The organism is Streptomyces griseobrunneus (assembly GCF_046713465.1).
Taxonomy (GTDB): Bacteria; Actinomycetota; Actinomycetes; order Streptomycetales; family Streptomycetaceae; genus Streptomyces; species Streptomyces microflavus.
Window position 1 is genome coordinate 5,651,078 of sequence record NZ_CP177080.1, and the last position, 20,984, is coordinate 5,672,061.

Annotated in this window: 19 protein-coding genes; 11 read left to right on the forward strand and 8 right to left on the reverse strand. The window is 71.6% G+C overall.

Translation table 11 applies throughout. The features are described from left to right. Nucleotides 1–239: 239 nt before the first annotated feature. The 8 genes from ACK8N7_RS25630 (at nt 240) to ACK8N7_RS25665 (ending at nt 10,280) form a co-directional block, all read left to right on the forward strand. The gene (locus tag ACK8N7_RS25630) at nt 240–1,418 is read left to right on the forward strand and encodes an ABC transporter substrate-binding protein (RefSeq protein WP_500444239.1); all 1,179 of its coding nucleotides are present in this window, start codon (nt 240–242) and stop codon (nt 1,416–1,418) included. Next, the gene (locus ACK8N7_RS25635) at nt 1,418–2,335 is read left to right on the forward strand and encodes an ABC transporter permease (RefSeq protein ID WP_403208273.1); all 918 of its coding nucleotides are present in this window, start codon (nt 1,418–1,420) and stop codon (nt 2,333–2,335) included. The genes ACK8N7_RS25630 and ACK8N7_RS25635 overlap by 1 nt, the downstream gene beginning before the upstream one ends. Next, on the forward strand, nt 2,323–3,222 hold the full coding sequence (locus ACK8N7_RS25640; protein ID WP_403208275.1) for an ABC transporter permease: 900 nt from the start codon (nt 2,323–2,325) through the stop codon (nt 3,220–3,222). Before ACK8N7_RS25635 ends, ACK8N7_RS25640 begins: the two co-directional genes overlap by 13 nt. Before the next feature lie 6 nt (nt 3,223–3,228). Continuing rightward, entirely contained in the window at nt 3,229–4,404 is a 1,176-nt protein-coding gene (locus ACK8N7_RS25645; protein WP_403208277.1) for an ABC transporter ATP-binding protein, read from the forward strand. After that, nucleotides 4,401–5,069, forward strand: coding sequence for an HAD family hydrolase (locus ACK8N7_RS25650; protein ID WP_403208279.1), 669 nt, complete (start codon nt 4,401–4,403; stop codon nt 5,067–5,069). Before ACK8N7_RS25645 ends, ACK8N7_RS25650 begins: the two co-directional genes overlap by 4 nt. A gap of 381 nt (nt 5,070–5,450) precedes the next feature. Next, complete coding sequence (gene ppdK, locus ACK8N7_RS25655) at nt 5,451–8,162, forward strand: pyruvate, phosphate dikinase (RefSeq protein ID WP_403208281.1); 2,712 nt, start codon at nt 5,451–5,453, stop codon at nt 8,160–8,162. Between the two features lie 533 nt (nt 8,163–8,695). Next, a complete protein-coding gene (locus tag ACK8N7_RS25660; protein ID WP_403208283.1) occupies nt 8,696–9,733 on the forward strand; it encodes an ArsR/SmtB family transcription factor in 1,038 nt (345 codons plus the stop codon). Between the two features lie 136 nt (nt 9,734–9,869). Continuing rightward, entirely contained in the window at nt 9,870–10,280 is a 411-nt protein-coding gene (locus tag ACK8N7_RS25665; protein ID WP_403208285.1) for a VOC family protein, read from the forward strand. 78 nt (nt 10,281–10,358) lie between these two features. Here ACK8N7_RS25665 and ACK8N7_RS25670 read toward each other — a convergent pair whose 3' ends face one another. The 4 genes from ACK8N7_RS25670 to ACK8N7_RS25685 all read right to left on the reverse strand — a co-directional run bounded on the left by ACK8N7_RS25670 (nt 10,359) and on the right by ACK8N7_RS25685 (nt 15,805). After that, complete coding sequence (locus ACK8N7_RS25670; RefSeq protein ID WP_403208287.1) at nt 10,359–11,525, reverse strand: alkaline phosphatase PhoX; 1,167 nt, start codon at nt 11,523–11,525, stop codon at nt 10,359–10,361. Nucleotides 11,526–11,659: 134 nt separating this feature from the next. Next, complete coding sequence (gene nirD, locus ACK8N7_RS25675; protein ID WP_403208289.1) at nt 11,660–12,013, reverse strand: nitrite reductase small subunit NirD; 354 nt, start codon at nt 12,011–12,013, stop codon at nt 11,660–11,662. Beyond that, nucleotides 12,013–14,583, reverse strand: coding sequence for a nitrite reductase large subunit NirB (gene nirB, locus ACK8N7_RS25680; protein ID WP_403208291.1), 2,571 nt, complete (start codon nt 14,581–14,583; stop codon nt 12,013–12,015). The genes nirD and nirB overlap by 1 nt, the downstream gene beginning before the upstream one ends. Before the next feature lies 1 nt (nt 14,584). Beyond that, nucleotides 14,585–15,805, reverse strand: coding sequence for an NAD(P)/FAD-dependent oxidoreductase (locus ACK8N7_RS25685; protein WP_403208293.1), 1,221 nt, complete (start codon nt 15,803–15,805; stop codon nt 14,585–14,587). Nucleotides 15,806–15,997: 192 nt separating this feature from the next. On the opposite strand from ACK8N7_RS25685, the gene ACK8N7_RS25690 reads away from it, so the two are divergent. Beyond that, the gene (locus tag ACK8N7_RS25690; protein ID WP_403208295.1) at nt 15,998–16,789 is read left to right on the forward strand and encodes a TSUP family transporter; all 792 of its coding nucleotides are present in this window, start codon (nt 15,998–16,000) and stop codon (nt 16,787–16,789) included. A gap of 21 nt (nt 16,790–16,810) precedes the next feature. Here ACK8N7_RS25690 and ACK8N7_RS25695 read toward each other — a convergent pair whose 3' ends face one another. From ACK8N7_RS25695 to ACK8N7_RS25710, 4 genes are all read right to left on the reverse strand, one after another. Next, nucleotides 16,811–17,443: a class F sortase gene (locus ACK8N7_RS25695; RefSeq protein ID WP_500444240.1), complete on the reverse strand. Its 633-nt coding sequence runs from the start codon at nt 17,441–17,443 to the stop codon at nt 16,811–16,813. Nucleotides 17,444–17,611: 168 nt separating this feature from the next. Beyond that, nucleotides 17,612–18,157, reverse strand: coding sequence for a GVDTG sorting domain-containing protein (locus ACK8N7_RS25700; protein ID WP_403208299.1), 546 nt, complete (start codon nt 18,155–18,157; stop codon nt 17,612–17,614). 391 nt (nt 18,158–18,548) lie between these two features. Then, nucleotides 18,549–19,007, reverse strand: a complete 459-nt coding sequence (locus ACK8N7_RS25705; protein ID WP_500444241.1) for a DUF5990 family protein — start codon at nt 19,005–19,007, stop codon at nt 18,549–18,551. 71 nt (nt 19,008–19,078) lie between these two features. Further along, on the reverse strand, nt 19,079–19,891 hold the full coding sequence (locus tag ACK8N7_RS25710) for an aminotransferase class IV (protein WP_403208303.1): 813 nt from the start codon (nt 19,889–19,891) through the stop codon (nt 19,079–19,081). A gap of 75 nt (nt 19,892–19,966) precedes the next feature. On the opposite strand from ACK8N7_RS25710, the gene ACK8N7_RS25715 reads away from it, so the two are divergent. Both ACK8N7_RS25715 and cutA read left to right on the forward strand, forming a co-directional pair. Continuing rightward, nucleotides 19,967–20,575, forward strand: coding sequence for an NADPH-dependent FMN reductase (locus tag ACK8N7_RS25715; protein WP_403208305.1), 609 nt, complete (start codon nt 19,967–19,969; stop codon nt 20,573–20,575). 64 nt (nt 20,576–20,639) lie between these two features. Further along, on the forward strand, nt 20,640–20,981 hold the full coding sequence (cutA, locus tag ACK8N7_RS25720; protein WP_500444242.1) for a divalent-cation tolerance protein CutA: 342 nt from the start codon (nt 20,640–20,642) through the stop codon (nt 20,979–20,981). Nucleotides 20,982–20,984: the final 3 nt, after the last annotated feature.

Here is a 20,984-nt window from a genome sequence, read left to right on the forward strand (position 1 = left end):
ATGCGCTGTGTACAGGTCCGCTCTTCGGTGACGGTCCTGCCGCTCACTCTAGCGTCGTCGCGAGGCGTTTCGATGCGAGGTCGTTATCTACCAGAACCCCTGGATAGTGCGCTTTCCTCTTCCCGCCCTCTTGCGGCGGCAGACATGGGACGTTAACTTCCCGGACACCTGGCCCGGGCGAACTGGTGCCAGCTTGTATGAACAAGTGGCCCTCACGCTTCGCTCCTGGGAGACCTACCGTGCGCAGAGCCCGACCCCGCCCCCGTATCCGCGCCAACAGCCGTGCCGTTGCCGCCCTCGCCCTCTCCACCGCAGCCCTCACCGCCCTCACCGCGTGCGGTGCCGCGCCCGAGGAGAAGGCCGCGACCGGTGCCAACGGGGTGAAGTCCACCGAGGCCGCCTCCGTCGCCGACTTCGGCGGGCTGGAGAAGCTGGTGGCCGCCGCCGAGAAGGAGGGCGAGCTCAACGTGATCGCCCTGCCGCCGGACTGGGCGAACTACGGCGAGCTGATCAAGAGCTTCCAGGCCAAGTACAAGATCAAGATCAAGAGCGAGAACCCGGACGGCTCCAGCTCCGACGAGATAGCCGCAGTCAAGTCCCGCAAGGGCCAGAAGCGCGCCCCCGACGTCCTCGACCTCGGTATCGCCTTCGCCCGCAGCGGCGCGTCCGAGAACCTCTTCGCCCCGTACAAGGTCGCCACCTGGGACAAGATCCCCGACAGCCAGAAGGACGCGGACGGCCGCTGGTACAACGACTACGGCGGCTACGTCTCCATCGGCTGCGACGCCGCCCGCATCAAGAGCTGCCCCGAGACCTTCGCGGACCTGCTGAAGCCCGAGTACAAGGGCAAGGTCGCCCTCAACGGCAACCCGACCAAGTCCGGCTCCGCGTTCGGCGGCGTGTACGCGGCGTCCCTGGCCAACAAGGGCTCGTTCGGGGACATCCAGCCCGGCATCGACTTCTTCGGCAAGCTGAAGAAGAGCGGCAACTTCATCCCCGTCGAGTCCACCCCGGCGACCGTCGAGAAGGGCGAGACGCCGATCAGCATCGACTGGGACTACCTGAACGCCGGGTACGCCGACCAGTTCAAGGGCAAGGGCGTCGACTGGAAGGTCTCCGTACCGACCGACGGCGTGTACGCCCAGTTCTACTCGCAGGCCATCAACAAGGACGCCCCGCACCCGGCGGCCGCCCGCCTCTGGATGGAGTACCTGTACAGCGCCGAGGGCCAGAACCTCTGGCTCAAGGGGTACGCCCGCCCGGTGCTGCTGCCCGCCATGACCGAGGACGGGACGGCCGACAAGACCTTCGTAGCCAAGCTTCCCGCCGTCGAGGGCACGCCGACGTTCCCGAGCTCCGAGGAGCTCGACAAGGCCAACGCCACGCTCTCCGAGAACTGGGACAAGGCCGTCTCCTGATGACCCCATCCCACCCGACCGCCGCCCCGGGACCCGGGGCGGCCCCTGTGAAGGCCGGTGGCCGTACGCGCCGCCGTCGGCCGCCCCGCGCCTGGCTCGGCGCTCTCCCGCTGCTCGTCTTCGCCGGACTCTGCTTCGGACTGCCCGCCGGCGCCCTGCTGTACGGGGCGATCACCCGTACCGACCCGGTCGCCGGGACCACCGAGTTCACCGGAGAGCACCTCCAGCGCTCGCTCCAGGGCCCCTACCTCACCTCGCTCACCGGCAGCGTCGAACTCTCCGCGCTGACCGCGGCCATCGCCACCGTCTTCGGCGTGCTGATCGCGCAGGCCGTCGTCACCTCGCGGCGCGGCGCGCTGCGCGGGGCCGTGCTCACCGCCTCCGGGGTGCTCGCCAACTTCGGCGGGATCCCGCTGGCCTTCGCCTTCGTCGCCACCCTCGGCATCTCCGGTGTGGTCACCCAGCTGGGGCACCTGGACGCGCTCGGCTGGAACCTCTACTCCTTCACCGGGCTCACCGTCATCTACCTCTACTTCCTCATCCCGCTCATGGTGATCGTCGTCGTCCCGGCACTGGACGGGCTGCGCCCCCAGTGGCGCGAGGCCGCCCGCAACACCGGCGCCACCACCTGGCAGTTCTGGCGCCACGTCGGCCTGCCGGTGCTCGCGCCCTCGCTGCTCGGCGGGTTCGTCCTCCTCTTCGGCAGCGCCTTCGCCGCGCACGCCACGGCCGCCGCCCTCGTCGGCGGCTCCGTACCGCTGGTCACCCTGAAGATCGCCGACGCGCTCTCCGGGAACGTCCTGGTCGGCCAGGAGAACGTGGCGCTGGCGCTGAGCCTCGACATGATCGTGATCGCCGGACTGGTGATGGCGGTCTATCTGCCCCTCCAGCGACGGAGCTCCCGATGGCTGCACTGACCACCGCCGCCCCCGAGGCCCTCGCCCCGGTGAAGGCCCGCCGTACGCGCCCCCGGTACTGGCGCGGTGCCGTCCTGGCGATCGCCGGGCTCTACTTCGTCACCCCGCTGCTCTCCTCGTTCGTCTTCACCGTCCACGTACCGAACCAGGGCCTCACCTTCGAGGCGTACAGCGGCATCCTGTCCGCCGAAGGCTTCACCGAGAGCCTCTTCCTCTCGCTCTCCCTCGCCGCCGCCACCATCGCCCTGGCCCTGCTGCTCGTCGTCCCCGCGCTCGTCGCGGTGCGGCTCGGGCCGCCCCGGCTGCGGGCCGTGGTCGAGGTCGTCTGCATGCTGCCGCTGGTGGTGCCGCCGATCGCCCTGGTCACCGGGATCGCCACCGTGCTGCGCTGGGGGCCCGACCACTTCTCGCGCACCCCGCTCTACCAGACCTTCCTCGCCGTGCAGAACGAGTCGTTCCCGGTGGTGCTGGTCCTCGCCTACACCGTGCTGGCGCTGCCGTTCGTGCACCGCTCGCTGGACGCGGGACTGCGCGCCGTCGACGTCCCCACGCTGGTGGAGGCGGCCCGCAACTGCGGGGCGAGCCGGCTGCAGGTCATCGTGGGCGTCATCCTGCCCAACCTGCGCTCCTCGCTCGCCGGGGCCTCCTTCCTCACCCTGGCGCTGGTGCTCGGCGAGTACACCGTCGCCTCGCTGCTGGGCTTCCGGCCCTTCGCGGTGTGGATCGTCACCGTCTCCGGCGCCGAGGCCCGGATGTCGGTCGCCGTCTCCCTGCTCTCCCTGCTCATCACCTGGGCCCTGCTGCTCGTCCTCTCGCGCGCCGGAACCGGGTCCGCCACCACCGCCGTCCCGGCCGCCGCCCCCACCCCCGTACCCGGCAAGGAGTAGCCACCCATGTCAGCCCTGCCAGCCCCGTCCACCGCCGCCGGACGCCCCGAGGCGGCCAGGACCGCCGCCTCCGAAGGGCGGGCCGCCACCGGAGCGCGGGTGGAGTTCCGCTCCCTGCGCCGGGCGTTCGGCCCCACCGTGGCCCTCGACGGACTCGACCTCACCGCCGAACCGGGCGAGCTCCTCGCCCTGCTGGGCCCCTCCGGCTGCGGCAAGACCACCGCGCTGCGGGTCCTCGCCGGGTTCGAGCAGCCGGACTCCGGCGAGGTCCTGGTCGACGGCGAGGACATCACCCCGGTCCCCGCCAACCGGCGCGACGCCGGGATGGTCTTCCAGTCCTACAGCCTCTTCCCGCACCTCAACGCCCGCGACAACGTGGCTTTCGGTCCCCGGATGCGGGGCGTCGCCACCGCCGAACGGCACGCCACCGCGAACGAACTCCTCGAACTCGTCGGACTGCCCGACCACGGCAACCGCTTCCCGCACCAGATGTCCGGCGGCCAGCAGCAGCGCGTCGCCCTGGCCCGTGCCCTCGCCCTGCGCCCCCGGGTCCTGCTCCTGGACGAACCGCTCTCGGCACTCGATGCCAAGGTCCGGCTCACGCTCCGCGAGGAGATCCGCCGCCTCCAGCTGTCGCTCGGCATCACCACCATCTTCGTCACCCACGACCAGGAGGAGGCCCTCTCCATGGCCGACCGGGTCGCCGTCCTCAACGCGGGCCGCCTGGAGCAGTGCGCGCCCCCGGCCGAGCTGTACGAGCGCCCCGCCACGCCGTTCGTCGCCGAGTTCGTCGGCACCATGAACCGGCTGCCCGGCCGGCTGACCGGCGACGGGTCCGTGCAGGTCGCGGGCGCCTCGCTGCCGGTCGACGGGGACATCCCCGCGGGCCGGGGCGCGGTCGACGTCCTGATCCGCCCCGAGAGCATCGGCGTCACCGCCGACCCCGAGGGCACCGCCACGGTCGTCTCCGCCTCCTTCCTCGGCTCGGTCACCCGGGTCCTGCTCGACCTCCCGGACGGCGTCGCGGCCAAGGCCGACCTCCCCTCGAGGGACGCCACGGAACTCGCTCCCGGTGTACGGGTACGGGTCACCCCGGTCCGCCGCCCGGTGCTCGTCGTGCCCGTACGGGAGACGGCGACCGCCCCGGAAGCCGCCGCCCCGGGCGACAAGGTGGACGCGTGAGGACCTTCGCTCCCGCCGCCGTCCTCTTCGACATGGACGGCACCCTCGTCGACACCGAGGTGCTCTGGTGGGAGACCGCCCGTGAGGTCGCGGCCGGGCTCGGCCACCGGCTGACCGACGCGGACGCGCCGGAGGTGGTCGGCCGGGCCGTCGCCGACACGGCCGCTCATCTGATCGGGGTGACGGGGGGTGACTCCTCCACCCTCTCCGACACCGCCGCCGAGCTGACCGACTCCTTCTTCCGGAAGGTCGACGCGGGTGCCCCGCTGCGCCCCGGGGCCGCCGCGCTGCTGGCCTCGCTGGAAGGCGCCGGGGTGCCGTTCGCCCTGGTCAGCGCCTCGCCCAGGAGTGTGGTCGACGCGGTGGTGGCCGGGTCCCTGGCCGGGGTGGACTTCGCCTTCACGCTGTCGGCCGACGACACCGTACGGACCAAGCCGCACCCGGATCCGTACCGCACTGCGGCCGAGCGGTTCGCGGCCGACCCCGCCGCCTGTGTGGCGGTGGAGGACTCCCCGGACGGCACCGCCTCCGCCGACGCGGCGGGGTGCGCGGTGCTGGTCGTCCCGTCGCTGCTGCCGGTGGCCCCGGGGCGGGGGCGGACGTTCGCCCGTAGCCTGGAAGAGGTGGACCTCGGGGTGCTGAGCGACTGCCTTCGACGTCCCTGAGGCGTCCGGATCCTGAAATCCGGGGTCCGAAACGAGCGTGATTCGCGCCACCCTTGATCGGTGGTGTGCTCAGATGAGCGTTTTGGTGGTGGCTGCACTTCTGGAAGACCTGGCACTCAGTGCCACGTAGCAGCCTTCGAGAAGTGCACTCAGATGCAGGTTGGTCCGCTCAGATGAGAGCTTAGGGTCAAGAAATGACCATGCCGCCTTCAAGAGCTGAACGGACGGCTGCAGCCCGCTCGCCGGTGAGTTTCTTTAGATCTGCTGGCGGACGGGTGGTTGCGGCCGCATGACGACCAAGTGGACGTACCCATACACCTTCGATCTGGGTATGTTCCTGGCCGTCAGGGCAGCCACCGCGTCCTCGAGGAGTCGAGACCCGTGTCGGAAAACAAAGATCCCCAGAAGTTCGTCTACGACTTCACCGAGGGCAACAAGGATCTGAAGGATCTTCTGGGCGGCAAGGGTGCCAACCTCGCCGAGATGACCAACCTCGGGTTGCCCGTCCCTCCGGGCTTCACCATCACCACCGAGGCCTGCAAGGTCTACCTGGAGAGCGGCGAGGCGCCTACCGCGCTGCGCGACGAGGTGAGTGCGCACCTCTCGGCGCTGGAAGCCCGGATGGGCAAGCAGCTCGGCCAGGCCGACGACCCGCTGCTGGTCTCCGTCCGCTCCGGCGCCAAGTTCTCCATGCCCGGCATGATGGACACGGTCCTCAACATCGGTCTCTCCGACGCCTCGGTGGTCGGCCTCGCCACCCAGTCCGGCGACGAGCGCTTCGCCTGGGACTCCTACCGGCGCCTCATCCAGATGTTCGGCAAGACCGTCCTCGGTGTCGACGGCGACCTCTTCGAGGAGGCCCTGGAGGACGCCAAGGCGGTCAAGAAGGTCACGGTCGACACCGACCTGGGCGCGGCCGACCTCAAGAAGCTCGTCAAGCAGTTCAAGAAGATCGTCGAGACGCAGGCCGGACGCGAGTTCCCGCAGAACGCGCGGGAGCAGATGGACCTGGCCATAAACGCGGTCTTCGACTCGTGGAACACCGACCGCGCCAAGCTCTACCGCCGCCAGGAGCGCATCCCCGGCGACCTCGGCACGGCCGTCAACGTCTGTTCGATGGTCTTCGGCAACCTCGGCCCCGACTCCGGTACGGGCGTCGCCTTCACCCGCGACCCGGCCAGCGGCCACCAGGGCGTCTACGGCGACTACCTCCAGAACGCGCAGGGCGAGGACGTCGTCGCCGGTATCCGCAACACGGTGCCGCTCGCCGATCTCGAGTCGATCGACAAGAAGTCGTACGACCAGCTCATGCAGATCATGAAGACGCTGGAGAACCACTACAAGGATCTCTGCGACATCGAGTTCACCATCGAGCGCGGCCAGCTCTGGATGCTCCAGACCCGGGTCGGCAAGCGCACCGCCGGTGCCGCCTTCCGGATCGCCACCCAGCTCGTCGACCAGGGCCTGATCGACGAGGCCGAGGCCCTCCAGCGCGTCAACGGCGCCCAGCTCGCGCAGCTGATGTTCCCCCGCTTCGACGACGAGGCGAAGACCGAGCTGCTCGGCCGGGGCATCGCCGCATCGCCGGGTGCCGCCGTCGGTAAGGCCGTCTTCGACTCGTACACCGCGATCAAGTGGTCCCGCTCCGGCGAGAAGGTGATCCTGATCCGCCGCGAGACCAACCCCGACGACCTCGAAGGCATGATCGCCGCCGAGGGCATCCTGACCTCGCGCGGCGGCAAGACCTCGCACGCGGCGGTCGTGGCGCGCGGCATGGGCAAGACCTGTGTCTGCGGCGCCGAGGACCTGGAGGTCGACACCAAGCGCCGCCGGATGACGGTGGGCGGCAAGGTTATCGAGGAGGGCGACCTCGTCTCGATCGACGGCTCCACCGGCAAGGTCTACCTGGGCGAGGTACCCGTCGTACCGTCGCCGGTCGTCGAGTACTTCGAGGGCCGGATGCACGCGGGCGCCGACGACGCCGACGAGCTGGTCGCCGCCGTGCACCGGATCATGGCGTACGCGGACCGGGTGCGCCGGCTGCGGGTGCGGGCCAACGCGGACAACGCCGAGGACGCCCTGCGGGCCCGCCGCTTCGGCGCCCAGGGCATCGGCCTGTGCCGCACCGAGCACATGTTCCTCGGCGAGCGCCGCGAGATGGTCGAGAAGCTGATCCTGGCGGACACCGACGACGAGCGCGAGACCGCCCTCGCCGCGCTCCTCCCGCTCCAGAAGGCCGACTTCATCGAGCTGTTCGAGTCGATGGACGGGTTGCCCGTCACCGTACGGCTGCTCGACCCGCCGCTGCACGAGTTCCTCCCCGACATCACCGAGCTCTCCGTCCGGGTGGCGCTCGCGGAGTCCCGCAAGGACGCCAACGAGAACGACCTGCGCCTCCTCCAGGCGGTCCACAAGCTGCACGAGCAGAACCCGATGCTGGGTCTGCGCGGGGTACGCCTCGGGCTCGTCATCCCCGGCCTGTTCGCCATGCAGGTGCGGGCCATCGCGGAGGCGGCCGCCCAGCGCAAGAACGCCAAGGGCGACCCGCGTCCCGAGATCATGATTCCGCTCGTCGGCACGGTCCAGGAGCTGGAGATCGTCCGCGAGGAGGCCGACCGGGTCATCGCGGAGGTCCAGGCGGCCACCGGCACCGACCTCAAGCTGACCATCGGCACCATGATCGAGCTGCCGCGCGCCGCGCTGACGGCGGGCCAGATCGCCGAGGCCGCCCAGTTCTTCTCGTTCGGCACCAACGACCTGACCCAGACGGTGTGGGGCTTCTCCCGCGACGACGTGGAGGCCTCGTTCTTCACCGCGTACCTGGAGAAGGGCATCTTCGGGGTCTCTCCGTTCGAGACGATCGACAGGGACGGCGTGGGCGCGCTGGTGCGCAGCGCCGTGGAGGCCGGCCGGGCCACCCGCCCGGACCTCAAGCTCGGCGTCTGCGGCGAGCACGGCGGTGACCCGGAGTCGGTGCACTTCTTCCACGAGGTGGGCCTGGACTACGTCTCCTGCTCGCCGTTCCGCATCCCGGTGGCCCGCCTCGAAGCGGGCCGGGCGGCGGCCCAGTCGCGGGGAAGCGACAGCCGCTGATGCGGCACGCATGACCAACTCCGGGGATTTATAAGGGAATTGGGCCGGGTCCCTCATCGGCTCGCCACCCTGATGACATCTCCGGAACACCGAGAAGCGGCGGCACCCTGTGCGGGGGTGCCGCCGCTTCGTCTTGCCTGCGGAATATGTGCGCCCCTGGGACCGGAGCGGAATGTGCGCTACCGATGTGTCCTGGAGCACATTGCTTCGTTTAATGCGCAAAGAAGTTGGGGTGACTGTCCGGTGGACCGGGGTGCGGTCCATGGATCCCCACCCATGGACCGCACCCGGCTTACCCCCGTCGGGTACGGAGCCGCACCGTTGCCCACCGCCGCCGAACACACAAAGCCCCCCACGGCCTTCGCGTGCTCATCCGGCAGGCACCGGATGCGTACCCGACGTCGTACAGCTTTTCGGGTGAAGCGGAACGGGGCGAGACGTTTCACTTCTGGCCGAAACCCCGTGGTGACCTCCTGTGACGGTCCGCATACCCTTCGGTGGGGGCAATTGCGGATGCAACAGGTGGGGGAGTAGTGCTGCGTATCCATGTGTCCAGGCTGGACCTTTCGCGGGTGCGGATGGCCACGAGGCCGGACGCGATGTGGGAAACGATTCTCAGTTTTCACCGGCTGAGAGACCGACGGGCTTCGACGGTGTTCGGGAAATGGCGGACAGAAACGCGAGCTCGGTTGAATGGTGAAGCGCAACTGCTGGCGGCGGTCGTCCCGCCCCGCGGCTATTTCCCGGATTTCCTGACCCCCTCGCAGGAAGGCGCCGAGCCTTTCGGGCTCGATGTCGGAATGGAGGCCCTGCGCGACACCCCCGCCGACCGCGTCCGCCGCGAACTGGACGTGATGGCGGCCGGACGGCGGCGGCAGCGGGGCGTGCGGGGGACCGCGGGCCGGGACGCCGGCGCCGGGCGGCTCACGGCCGCGCTGCCCGCCGCGCTCTCCGAGGGCCGCGCCGAACCCCTCGCCCGGCTCATCGGCGCCCTGCGCAGCTACCACGACGCCGCTGTCGAGCCGTACTGGCCGCACATCCGGGCCAGCATCGAGGCCGACCGGGCCGTGCGGGGCCGCGCGCTCCTGGACGGCGGGGCCGACGGGCTGCTGGCGACCCTGCCGCCGATGATCCGGTGGCGGGCGCCCGTGCTGGAGGCGGACTACCCTGTCGACCGCGATCTGTATCTGGACGGACGCGGGCTGCTGCTCCAGCCGTCCTTCTTCTGCCGGGGCACCCCGGTCGTCTACCGCGACCCGTCGCTCCCGCCCGTGCTCGTCTACCCGGTCACCCACACCGGCGCCCCGGAGTTCGCCGAGGCCGGACCCTGGCTCGGCCGGCTCGTCGGCCACACCCGCTCCGCCGTCCTGCAGGCCATAGGCAACGGCTGCACGACGAGCGAACTGGCCCGCCGGGCCGGGGTGTCGCTCGCCTCGGCGAGCCAGCACGCCTCCGTCCTGCGCGAGGCGGGCCTGGTCCTCACCCTGCGCCACGGCAGCTCGGTGCTGCACACGCTGACCCCGCTGGGCGGCTCCCTGCTCCGGGGCGGCGCCCCGCTCGCCATGTCCTGAACGGTGGCCGCCCGGAACTCGTGAAAACTCGTCCGGCTTACGGCGATGAGTTCCCGGCGGCCCCGCCGTCTATCCCTTCGAAAGCGCCGGACGGACCGCCGTGGCGCACGACGGAACGCGGGAAGAGGAAACGACCATGGCTCAGATGATCTTCGTGAACCTGCCGGTGAAGGACCTGGAGACCTCGAAGGGCTTCTTCGAGAAGCTCGGCTTCACGACCAACCCGCAGTTCAGCGACGACAAGACCGCGTGTGTGGTCCTCAGCGACACGATCTTCGTCATGCTGCTGACCGAACCGCGCTTCAAGGACTTCACCAAGAAGGACATCGCGGACGCGTCGAAGACGACCGAGGTCATCCTCGCCCTGAGCGCCGACAGCCGCGAGAAGGTCGACCAGCTCGCCGACGCGGCGCTGGCGGCCGGCGGGTTCCCGGCGGGCGAGACGCAGGACATGGGCTTCATGTACGGCCGCTCGTTCCAGGACCCCGACCACCACATCTGGGAGGTCATGTGGATGGACCCGGCCGCCGTCGAGGGCCAGGGCTGAACCGCGGGGCCGCACGACGGGGCCGAGCCGCGGGGTGTGCGCCGGGGCCACGGGGGAGCCCCGGCGCACACGGGTGCGTCAGCTGCGGAACGGTCCCGTCACCTCGTACGTGATGCCGCCGGACGAGCTGCCGCTGGTGCCGCGCTGCGAGGAGAAGTAGAGCCGCTTGCCGTCCGGGGAGAACGCCGGACCGGTGATCTCCGAGCCGGACTGGCCGGTGATCCGCAGGAACGGGGCGACCGTGTCGGCGGGCGTGATCAGGCAGATCTCCATGTTTCCGCCGTCCTCCGCCACGTACAGGTCGCCGGAGCCGGCCCGGGTGACGTTGTCGACGCCGGTCAGCGGGGCCGCGCCGCCCGTCACCAGGGAGTCGTCGTACGTCAGGGAGATCGACGAGGTGTTCGCGTCGTACGCCCACACCCGGTTGTCGCCCTTGGTGGTGAACCAGCAGGTGCCCGCCGCGTAGAAGCAGCCCTCGCCGCCGTTGAAGACCTTGGCGCCGGAGACCTGGTAGCGGGTCTGGGTCGATGAGGCGGCCGGGTCCGGAACGTTCGCCCAGGTCACCGGTCCCGAGGTGGCCGTACCCGCCACCAGGACCTGGAGGGTGCCGCTCGACAGGTTGCCCCAGGTCGTGGGCCGGAAGCGGTAGAAGCGGCCGTCGCTCTCGTCCTCGGTGAGGTAGATGTACCCGTGGTCGGGGTCCGCGGCCGCCGCCTCGTGCTTGAAGCGGCCCAGCGCGGGCCGCCGCACGGAGGCGTTCACGCCCCACGGGTCGGTCTCGTAGACGTACCCCCGGGTGACCTCCTCGCAGGAGAGCCAGGTGTTCCACGGGGTGGAGCCGCCCGCGCAGTTGTTGTTCGTCCCCGACAGGATCCGGTACGCGGACGTCACCGTGCCCGAGGAGTTGAACCGCACGGCGCTCGCCCCGCCGCCGCTGCCCGAGGAGACCTCGGCGTTGGAGACGTAGATCCACCCCGAGCCGTCGGCGTAGGTCGCCCCGCCGTCGGGGGCGCTGTGCCACCGGTAGGAGGTGCCCGCCACGGTCTGCCCCGACCGGGCGACGATGCGGCTGGTGAAGCCGCTCGGCAGCTGGATGCCGTTGCCGTTGGCCGCCTGCAGTGCACCGTACGGGCCGGTGGCCGGCTGGGCGGGTCCGGCGAAGGCGGCGCCCCGCCACAGGGTGCCGCCGAAGGCCGCCGCCGAGGTGCCGACCACAGCCGTGCGCAAGAAGGTCCGACGTTCCACGATCACTCCACGGATGAGTGAGGGCCCGCCGCTCCGGACGGACCGGCGGGTCGCGCGTCAGGACTGTAGAAGGGCCTAATTGATGGAGCGTCAATTCCCGGTGAACAGAAGGAGGATGGTGGCGGTCCGGGCTGTCACTCCACCCGTACCGCATACACCGGCACCGAGACCTCCTCGTCGTCCAGACACACCCCCGTGGCCAGGTCGAAGCGCTGCTTCAGCAGCGGCGAGGCCACGAACGGCCGCCCGTCCGCCGTGCCGAGCAGCCCGCGGGAGAGGACGTACGCCCCGGTGAACGGGTCCCGGTTGCCGATCGCGCGCACCGCACCCGACCGGTCCATGAACAGGGCGGCCTGCCCGCCGTCCGGCAGCAGCACCGCGGCACCGCGTCCCGGGCTCAGCAGGGCCCGGTCGCAGACCGTGACCCAGCCGTCGGCGTGGGCGATCCGGACGACGGCCACAGGGGCGCTCAGGGTGTCGATGGTCATCAGGAGGAGGTCCCTTCCAGGGTGCGGACGGCGAGCACGGGACCCGCGAGCAGTTCCAGATCGGGTTTCATCTGGTCCCGCTCCGGGACGAACTTCACCGAGGGGTCCGGGGCGTCGGGGGCGTTGACGAAGGTCACGAACCGCCGCAGCCGCTCCGGGTCCTCGATGGTCTCGGCCCACTCGTCGCGGTAGCCGGTCACATGGTCGGCCATCAGCCGTTCCAACTCGTCGCAGAGCCCCAGCGAGTCATGGACGACGACATCCCGTACGTGCTCCAGGCCGCCGTCGATCCGCTCCAGCCAGGCCGAGGTGCGCTCCAGGCGGTCCGCCGTACGGATGTAGAACATCAGGAACCGGTCGATCAGCCGCACCAGTTCGGCGTCCGAGAGATCCTGCGCCAGCAGATCGGCGTGGCGCGGGGTGGCACCGCCGTTGCCCCCGACGTAGAGGTTCCAGCCGCCGGCGGTGGCGATGATCCCGAAGTCCTTGCCCCGGGCCTCCGCGCACTCCCGGGCGCACCCGGAGACCGCCGACTTCAGTTTGTGCGGGGAGCGCAGGCCCCGGTAGCGCAGCTCCAGGTCGATCGCCATCTTCACGGAGTCCTGCACGCCGTAGCGGCACCAGGTCTGCCCCACACAGGACTTGACCGTACGCAGCGACTTCCCGTACGCGTGCCCGGACTCGAAGCCCGCGTCCACCAGCCGGGTCCAGATCAGCGGGAGCTGGTCGACCCGGGCGCCGAAGAGGTCGATGCGCTGGCCACCGGTGATCTTCGTGTAGAGGCCGAAGTCGCGGGCCACCTCGCCGATCACGATGAGCTTCTCCGGGGTGATCTCACCGCCCGGGATGCGCGGCACGACCGAATAGGAGCCGTTGCGCTGGAGGTTGGCGAGGAAGTGGTCGTTGGTGTCCTGGAGCGCCGCCTGCTCCCCGTCCAGCACATAGCCGCTGGCGCCGACGGTCGGGGCGAGCGAGGCGATGACCGAGCCGACCGTCGGCTTGCAGACCTCGCAGCCCTCCCCGCCGCGCGCCTCCTCACGACCGTGCGAGTCGAGCAGAGCGGTGAAGGAGGTGACCCTCAGGGTCCGGACGATCTCGTACAACTCCACCCGGCTGTAGGGGAAGCAGCCGCAGAGGCCGGTGTCCTGGCTCTGCGGCAGCAGCTGCCCGATCACCTTGACGCAACTGCCGCAGCCCGTCCCCGCCCGGGTGCACTTCTTCACCTCGGGCAGGGTTGTGTGCTCGCAGACCGCGCCCTTGGTCACGTTGTGGCAGGAGCAGATGACGGCGTCGTCCGGGAGCGCGGACGGGCCGAGCGTGACCGGGCCGCCCGCGCCGGCCGGCAGCACCAGCTGCTCCGGGGAGACCGGCAGGACGCTGCCCGTCATCGGCCGCAGGGTGCCGTAGTCGTCGGCGTCCCCGACCAGCACCCCGCCCAGCAGGGTGCCGTCCGCCGCGACGACCAGCTTCTTGTAGACGCCGGAGCGGGAGTCGGCGTACACCACGTCGAGCGCGCCCTCCGCCGTCCCGTGCGCGTCACCGAACGAGGCCACGTCCACGCCGAGCAGCTTGAGCTTGGTCGACATGTCCGCCCCGGTGAACCCGGCCCGCCCGCCGCCGAGCACCTCGGCCACGGTTTCCGCCATCTCGTAGCCGGGCGCCACCAGACCGTAGACCCGCCCGTCCGAGGCGAGCGCGCACTCACCGATCGCGAACACCGCCGGGTCGGAGGTCCGGCACTCCGCGTCGACCACGATCCCGCCGCGCTCCCCGACCGCGAGCCCGCTCTCCCGGGCCAGCTGATCGCGCGGGCGCACGCCCGCCGAGAAGACCACGAGATCGGTGGCGAGGGAGGACCCGTCGGAGAGCGCCATCCCGTTCACCGCCCCGTCATCGCCCGCCGTGACCTCCTGCGTACCGACACCGGTGTGGACGGTCAGCCCCATCCCCTCGATCGTCCGCAGCAGCGCCGCGCCCCCGCCCTCGTCCACCTGCACCGGCATCAGCCGGGGCGCGAACTCCACGACATGGGTGCGCAGCCCGAGCCCCTTGAGCGCCCCCGCCGCCTCCAGGCCGAGCAGCCCGCCCCCGACCACCGCGCCGGTCACCGCCCCCTTCGCGTACTCCTCGATCGCCAGCAGGTCCTCGATGGTCCGGTACACGAAACAGCCCCGGGCGTCCCTCCCCGGCACCGGCGGCACGAACGGGTACGAGCCCGTCGCCAGCACCAGCGTGTCGTACGGGAACACCGCCCCGGACCGCGCGGTCACCGTCCGCCCCGCACGGTCGACGCTCTCCGCCGGGTCGCCGACGTACAGCTCGAAGCCGTGCTCCTCCATGAACCCTGGCTCCACCAGCGAGAGTTCCTCGGGGGACCGCCCGGCGAAGTACGAGGTGAGCCGCACCCGGTCGTAGGCCGGCCGGGGCTCCTCGCAGAGCACGACGACCCGGGCCCGCCCGGCTGCCGGGGTCAGCCCGCGCGCGGCCAGGGACTCCAGGAACCGCTGGCCGACCATGCCGTGCCCGACGAGGACGAAGGCGGGGGTGTTCGGGATGGTGGTTTCCGGCATCTCAGTGGCCTCCGTCGTCGATGAGCAGGTGGAGCAGGGACATGGCGGGCGGCAGCGGTTCGTCGTCCTGCCAGGTACGGGCGAGGCCGGCGACCGCGCCGAGGTCGCCCAGGAGCACCCCGCCGGCCAGCCGGCCCTCGCGGACGACGACCGTGCGGTACGCGCCCCGGGTGGCATCGGCCAGCCGGATCACGTCGTCGCCCGGCAGCGGACGGGCCTCGCCGAAAGCGGCCAGGTCGAGGGCTTCCCGGGGGCCGGGGGAGCGCAGGGTCAGCCGGGTCAGGGCCCGGGTGCCCTCGTAGCGGGCGGGCCGCCCGGCCAGCACCTCGGCCAGGACGTCGGCCTGCTCCAGCGCCGGGCCGGCCAGCCCGTAGAGCGTGGAGCGGTGCTCGGCGCAGTCGCCGAGGGCGTGGATGTACGGGTCCGAGGTGCGCAGCTCGTCGTCGACCACGATCCCCTTGCGGACGTCGAGCCCGGCGGCCAGGGCGAGACCGGTCCGGGGCCGTACCCCGCAGGCCAGGACGGTGAGGTCGGCGGCGAGCTCGTAGCCGTCGGCCAGCTCGACCGCCCGTACGGACTCCGTGGTGGTCGCGGCCGTGCAGCGCAGCCCGCGTACCCGGCACTCGGTGTGCACCTCCACACCGAGCGCTTCGAGGTGGACGCGGAGCAGGGCGGCGGCCTCCGGGTCGAGCTGGCGCTCCATGAGGTGCTCGCCCTGCTGCGCCAGCACCACCTGTGCGCCGCACTCCGCGAGCGCCCGGGCCGCCGACACCCCGAGGAGCCCGCCGCCGATGACGACCGCGCGCACTCCGGGCCGTACGGCGGCGCGCAGAGCCAGGGCGTCGTCGAGCGTGCGGAAGGGGTGCACCCCGTCGGGCAGGGTGTCGCCGACCCCGCGCAGCGGCGGCAGCACCGGGTTGGAGCCGGTGGCCAGGACCAGGCGCCCGTAGTGCAGGACGCTGCCGTCGTCGCAGTGGACCAGCCGGTCGGCCCGGTCGATCCGGACCGCCCGCACCCCGCGCCGCACCTCGGTGGCCGGCAGGGCGATGACGTCCGGGGCGTACCGCCCGGCCAGCACATCCGCCAGCAGCACCCGGTTGTAGGGGGCGTGCCGCTCCTCGCCGACGACGGTGGCCCCGGGGACCCGGGCGGCGAGCCGGGCACCGGCCATACCGGCCCCGATCACCACGACGGGCAAGGCGCTCTCCGTCTTCTTCCTCATGAGGAAGACAGTGGGCGGCGGGTGTTACCCAGCCGCATCCCGCCGGTTTCCCGGGCGGAACCGTGCGCTCAGCGCGGCCCGGCGGGCCCTGTGAGGACGACGGACACCGGGGCAACCACCGGCGGACCGCCCCCTGCACGCGTTGCGGACCCCAAGAGATCCACCCACGGACCGCCCCTTAGTGTCGAGTACATGCCCGACATCACCTTGACCACCCTGGTTCTCCTCTGTCTGGCCGCGGCCGCCGCGGGCTGGATCGACGCGGTGGTGGGCGGCGGCGGGCTGCTGCTCCTGCCCGCGCTGCTGCTCGGCCTGCCGAACGTTCCGGCGGCCCATGTCCTCGGTACCAACAAGGCCGTGGCGATCGTCGGCACCTCGGGTGCCGCGATCACCTATGTCCGCAGGGCCCCGGTACGGGTGGGGCTGGCGGTACGGGTGGGGCTGATGGCGCTGGCCGGGTCGATGGCGGGGGCGTTCTTCGCCGCCGGGATCAGCAGTGAGGTGCTGCGCCCGGTGATCATGGCGGCGCTGCTCGGGGTGGCCGCCTTCGTCATGCTGCGCCCGTCCTTCGGCACGGCGGCGGCGGGCGACACCGACGCCCGGCCGGTCACCCGGGCCCGGATCGTCACCGCGGTCGTGCTGGTCGGCGGCGGGATCGGCTTCTACGACGGCCTGTTCGGCCCGGGCACGGGCACGTTCCTGGTGCTGGCCCTGACCGCTGTGCTCCACCTGGACCTGGTGACCGCCTCGGCCACCGCCAAGATCGTCAACGTGTGCACGAACGCGGGGGCGCTGGCGATGTTCGCGTACCAGGGCACGGTCCTGTGGCAGCTGGCCGCCGTGATGGCCGTCTTCAACCTGGCGGGCGGGATGGCCGGGGCCCGGATGGCGCTGAGCCGGGGGAGCGGTTTCGTCCGGGCGGTGCTGCTGACGGTGGTGTTCTCGCTGGTGGCCAAGCTGGGCTACGACCAGTGGACGGCGTAGCCAGGGGTTCCGGGGGCGGGTTCACCGCACGTCGGCGAGATGGGCGTAGGCCACCACATTGCCCTGGTAGCCGGTCTCCTTCGAGAACCCGCCGCCGCAGGTGATCAGCCGTAGCGAGGCGTGCGGGGAGTCGCCGTAGACGCGCTGGTCGGGGAAGTCCTTGTTGTCGTACACCTCGATGGCGTCGATCGAGAAGACCGCGGTGCGCCCGTCCTCGCGGACGACCTCGACCCGGGTGCCCTTGGTCAGGGCGCCGAGGGCGTAGAAGACGGAGGGCCCCTCGGCGTTGTCGACGTGCCCGGCGACGATCGCGGTGCCCTGGGCGCCGGGCGGGACCCCGTCGGCGTACCAGCCCGCGAGGTTGCGGTTCTCGTCCGGCGGGACGTCCAGGCTGCCTTCGGGGCCGAGGCCCAGCCGCATCATCGGCGCGTCCACCTCGATGCTCGGGATGCGGATGCGGACCGGGTCGGAGGGGCGCAGCGGCTCGGCGACCGGAGAGCCGGGCTGGAGCTGGGGCCCGGCGGCGAAGGCCTGGGCGCCGGAGGGCTGCGGCGGGATCAGCTGGTCGCCGGAGCCGTTCTGGATGAGCCAGATGCCGCACAGTACGGCGATGCCCACCAGCCAGCCCCTGGCTTTCTGCGCGCTCTGGGACACGTCGTCGTCCTCGTAGGCCTGGTGAGTCTCGGATCGAAGGCGGGCCGGGCGCGCTCGGGGACGCGCCCGGCCCGGTCGGTGCGGGGGAGCGGCGGGGCTCCCCCGGGGCGTGGGCCGGAGCCGGGGGCCCTCGGTCCCACGGCCCCTGGTCGCGGCCTGGGTCCGGCCTCAGCTGCCCTCGGTGGACTCGGTCCGGCGGCGCAGCAGCCACAGGCCGCCGACGGCCGCCATGCCGATCACACCGACGCCGAGGGCGACCTGCGTGGAGTTCGGCTCGACGCTGCCGCCGACCCCGGTCCGCACATGGCCGGACGGGCGGTCGTGGTCCGGCTTCTCGTGCTTGCCGCCGCCGATCACCTTGAGGTCCCCGACGGCGTCCTTGCCGTCGTCGCAGGAGACGACGATCTCGTAGACCCCGGGCCGGGTGTCGTGCGGCACGGTGAACTGGCCGACGAGGACCTCCTTGTGCGTACCCTTGCGGACCTCGAAGTCCCCGGCGTCCAGGGAGTTCGCGTCACCGATGCCGGAGCCCTTGGGGCCGCAGGCGGTGGTGTTCACGGTGACCGTGGAGCCGGGGGGCGCGGTCGCGGGGGTGATCTCCAGCCGGCCGAAGTCGTCGCCTGCGTACGCGGACGGGGCGGCGGTGAGACCGAGCGCTATGACGGTGACCGCGGCGGTGGCGGTACCGGTCATCAGGCGAGCAGGACTGCGCATGGGGATTCCTCCGGGCAGACGGCGCGAGCGGTTGTGTCCTGCCCCTGACCTAACGGGCAGTCGGCACCGCCTGCCTTCTGACGCCAGGTCAGCTTTCACCCGTACGGACCGGCGCGGCACCCTTGCCGCCGGGGATCACCGCAGGTCGCGGCGGTGCGGCTGGGCCGTTCGGTCCGTGCTGCCGGGCCGGGTGCCGATCGGGTGAGCCCCGGAACGAGGATGTGACGCACGTCACATACATGGGCTTCCCGGTCGGGGGCACACGCAAGACATCTCCCCCACGGGACGGATCCCCGCCCCCACGGCACCCGCCCCCACCGGGCCCAACCCCCCCCCGGGTCCGGTGGGGGCGGTGTCGGATCCGGGCAGGCAGGCTCCCTCCCCTCAGGCCTCAGGGGGTCGTCGCGCTCCAGGAGATCAGCGGCGGCCGCACCCGCGCGCACAGCGGCTGCCCCTTGGCGTCGGTCAGCCCCAGCCGCCCGGTGAGGTGCCCGGAGCGCGCGGCGGCTTCGAGGACCTCGGGTTCGATGTCGCTGAACATCAGCTTGGCGCGCCGGAACATGCTGAACAGCCCGGCCTCGTCCACCGTGCCCCACGACAGATAGACGAACCGCCCGCCCAGCCGGTTCTGGATGTACGGCCCCGAGACCTCGACCCCGTCCGCCGTGGTCTTCGCCGTGCACTCCAGGGTCCAGGAGGCGGCCGGGGCGTCACCGGGGTACAGGCCGAGCAGCTCACCGGGCCGGTCCTTGCGCTGGATTCCGACGTGGATGTTCTCGTACCCGGGAAAGTCGGAGTCCGGCCCGCAGGTGCGGCCGGGGAGCGCTGAGGCCTCGATATGGATCTGCATGCTCCCCATGGTCCGTCACGGCGGCGGAACGGCCGCGCCACCGTCGGTTTTCGGACAGAGCTGACTTCCGGCTACAGGGGATCCGCCGGCGCACTCCCGTACGCACTCCCCAGCCGGCTCATCACCCCCTCCATCTCCCCGTCACCGCTCGCGAACTCCACCGCGTCGATCCGCCGCACCGGCGCGATCCCCTGCGAGTTGCAGATGAAGGCGCCCCGGTACGCGCCCAGCCCGTCCAGCGTCACCGCCCGCCGCACCGACGGCTCCCCGGCCGCCGCGAGGCCGCGCTCCAGCAGCGCCATGGTGATCCCGATGAGTGCGGGCGCGTCCGGCCACACCACCGAAGTGCCGTCCCAGAAGGCGATGTTGGTGATGGCCCCCTCGGTCACCACTCCGCCCGGCGCGGTCAGCAGGGCCTCGTCGAAACCGGCCCGCGCGGCGAGCATCCCGTAGTAGGTCTGCCCGAACTCGCCCGGCCGCTTGATGTGCGGCACAACCCGGGCGTACGGCACCGACATCAGGCTCCGGGCCCCGGGCGCCATCGCGGCGGGCCCGCGCACAGTGACCATGACCCGCGTACGGCTCTCCCCGGGCGGCAGAAACCCGTGCACCCGCACGGAGGCGTCCCGCACTTTGGCACCGTCCAGGGCGTGCCGGACCAGTTCCCGCACCCGGCCGCCGTCCAGGGGCAGTTGGAACAGCTCCCGGTTCGCACCCTCCAGCCGGTCGAGGTGCAGCCCGAGCCCCCGCACCTTCCGGTCCCTGACCTGCATGGCGGTGAAGTGCCCGAACCCGAAGAGGGCGGGGACGCGCAGGTCGTCCTCGGTGGCGGGGTGTCCGTCCATCTCGACGTAGGGCGGCGGTGGGGAGGGGGTGATCGTCATGGGGCAACCGTAGATCGCGGCTTCCTCCGCCGGTGACTTGACCTCAACCAAGCTTGAGGCTCAATGCTCGACGCCATGGACACCGCAACCGCACCCACGACATCCACCGCCCCCCTCAAGGTCGCCGTCATCCTCGGCAGCAACCGCGAAGGCCGCTTCGGCCCGGTCATCGCCGACTGGTTCCTGGAACGCGCGGCCCGGTACGACGGCATCGAGACCGAGCTCATCGACGTCGTCACCGCTCGCCTCCCCGACGCGCTCTCCTTCAGCCCGCAGCCCGAGGCGGCGGCGCGCGTCGAGGCGGTCTCGGAGCGGCTGGCGGCGGCCGACGCGTTCGTCGTGCTCACCCCCGAGTACAACCACTCCTTCCCCGCCCCTCTCAAGAACCTCATCGACTGGCACCGCGCCGAGTGGCAGGCCAAGCCCGTCGCGTTCGTCTCGTACGGCGGCAGGTCCGGCGGGCTGCGGGCCGTCGAGCAGCTCCGCCAGGTCTTCGCGGAGATGCACACCGTCTCCGTCCGCGACACCGTCTCCTTCCACAACGCGGGCGCCCTCTTCGACGACGAGGGGAACCACCGCGACCCGGCGGACGCCGACGGGGCGGCCAAGGCGCTCCTGGACCAGCTCGCCTGGTGGGGCAACGCCCTGCGCGACGCCAGAAACCGGCATCCGTACAGCGCCTGACCCCCTCCGGGCCGACAATCGGTGCACGGGCAGAGAAGCCCGCCGCACTCCGAGGAGATGGACGATGACAGCGCCGCCGGCATGGCTGACCGTACTGACCACGACCGACAGCGAGGAGAAGGCCCACGAGCTGGCACAGGGGGCGGTGGAGGGCCGGCTGGCGGCCTGCGCGCAGGTCTCCGCGCCCGTCACCTCGGTCTACCGGTGGCAGAACGCCATCGAGTCCTCCCAGGAGTGGCAGGTGCTGTTCAAGACGGCGGCCGAGCGCTACGAGGAGCTGGAGGAGTACCTCCAGGGGGCGCACGACTACGACACACCCGAGATCATCGCGATCCCGGTGATCCGTGGCAGCGCCCGTTACCTCGGCTGGGTCACGGCGGAGACGGCCCCCGCAGCCGCTCTGTGACGG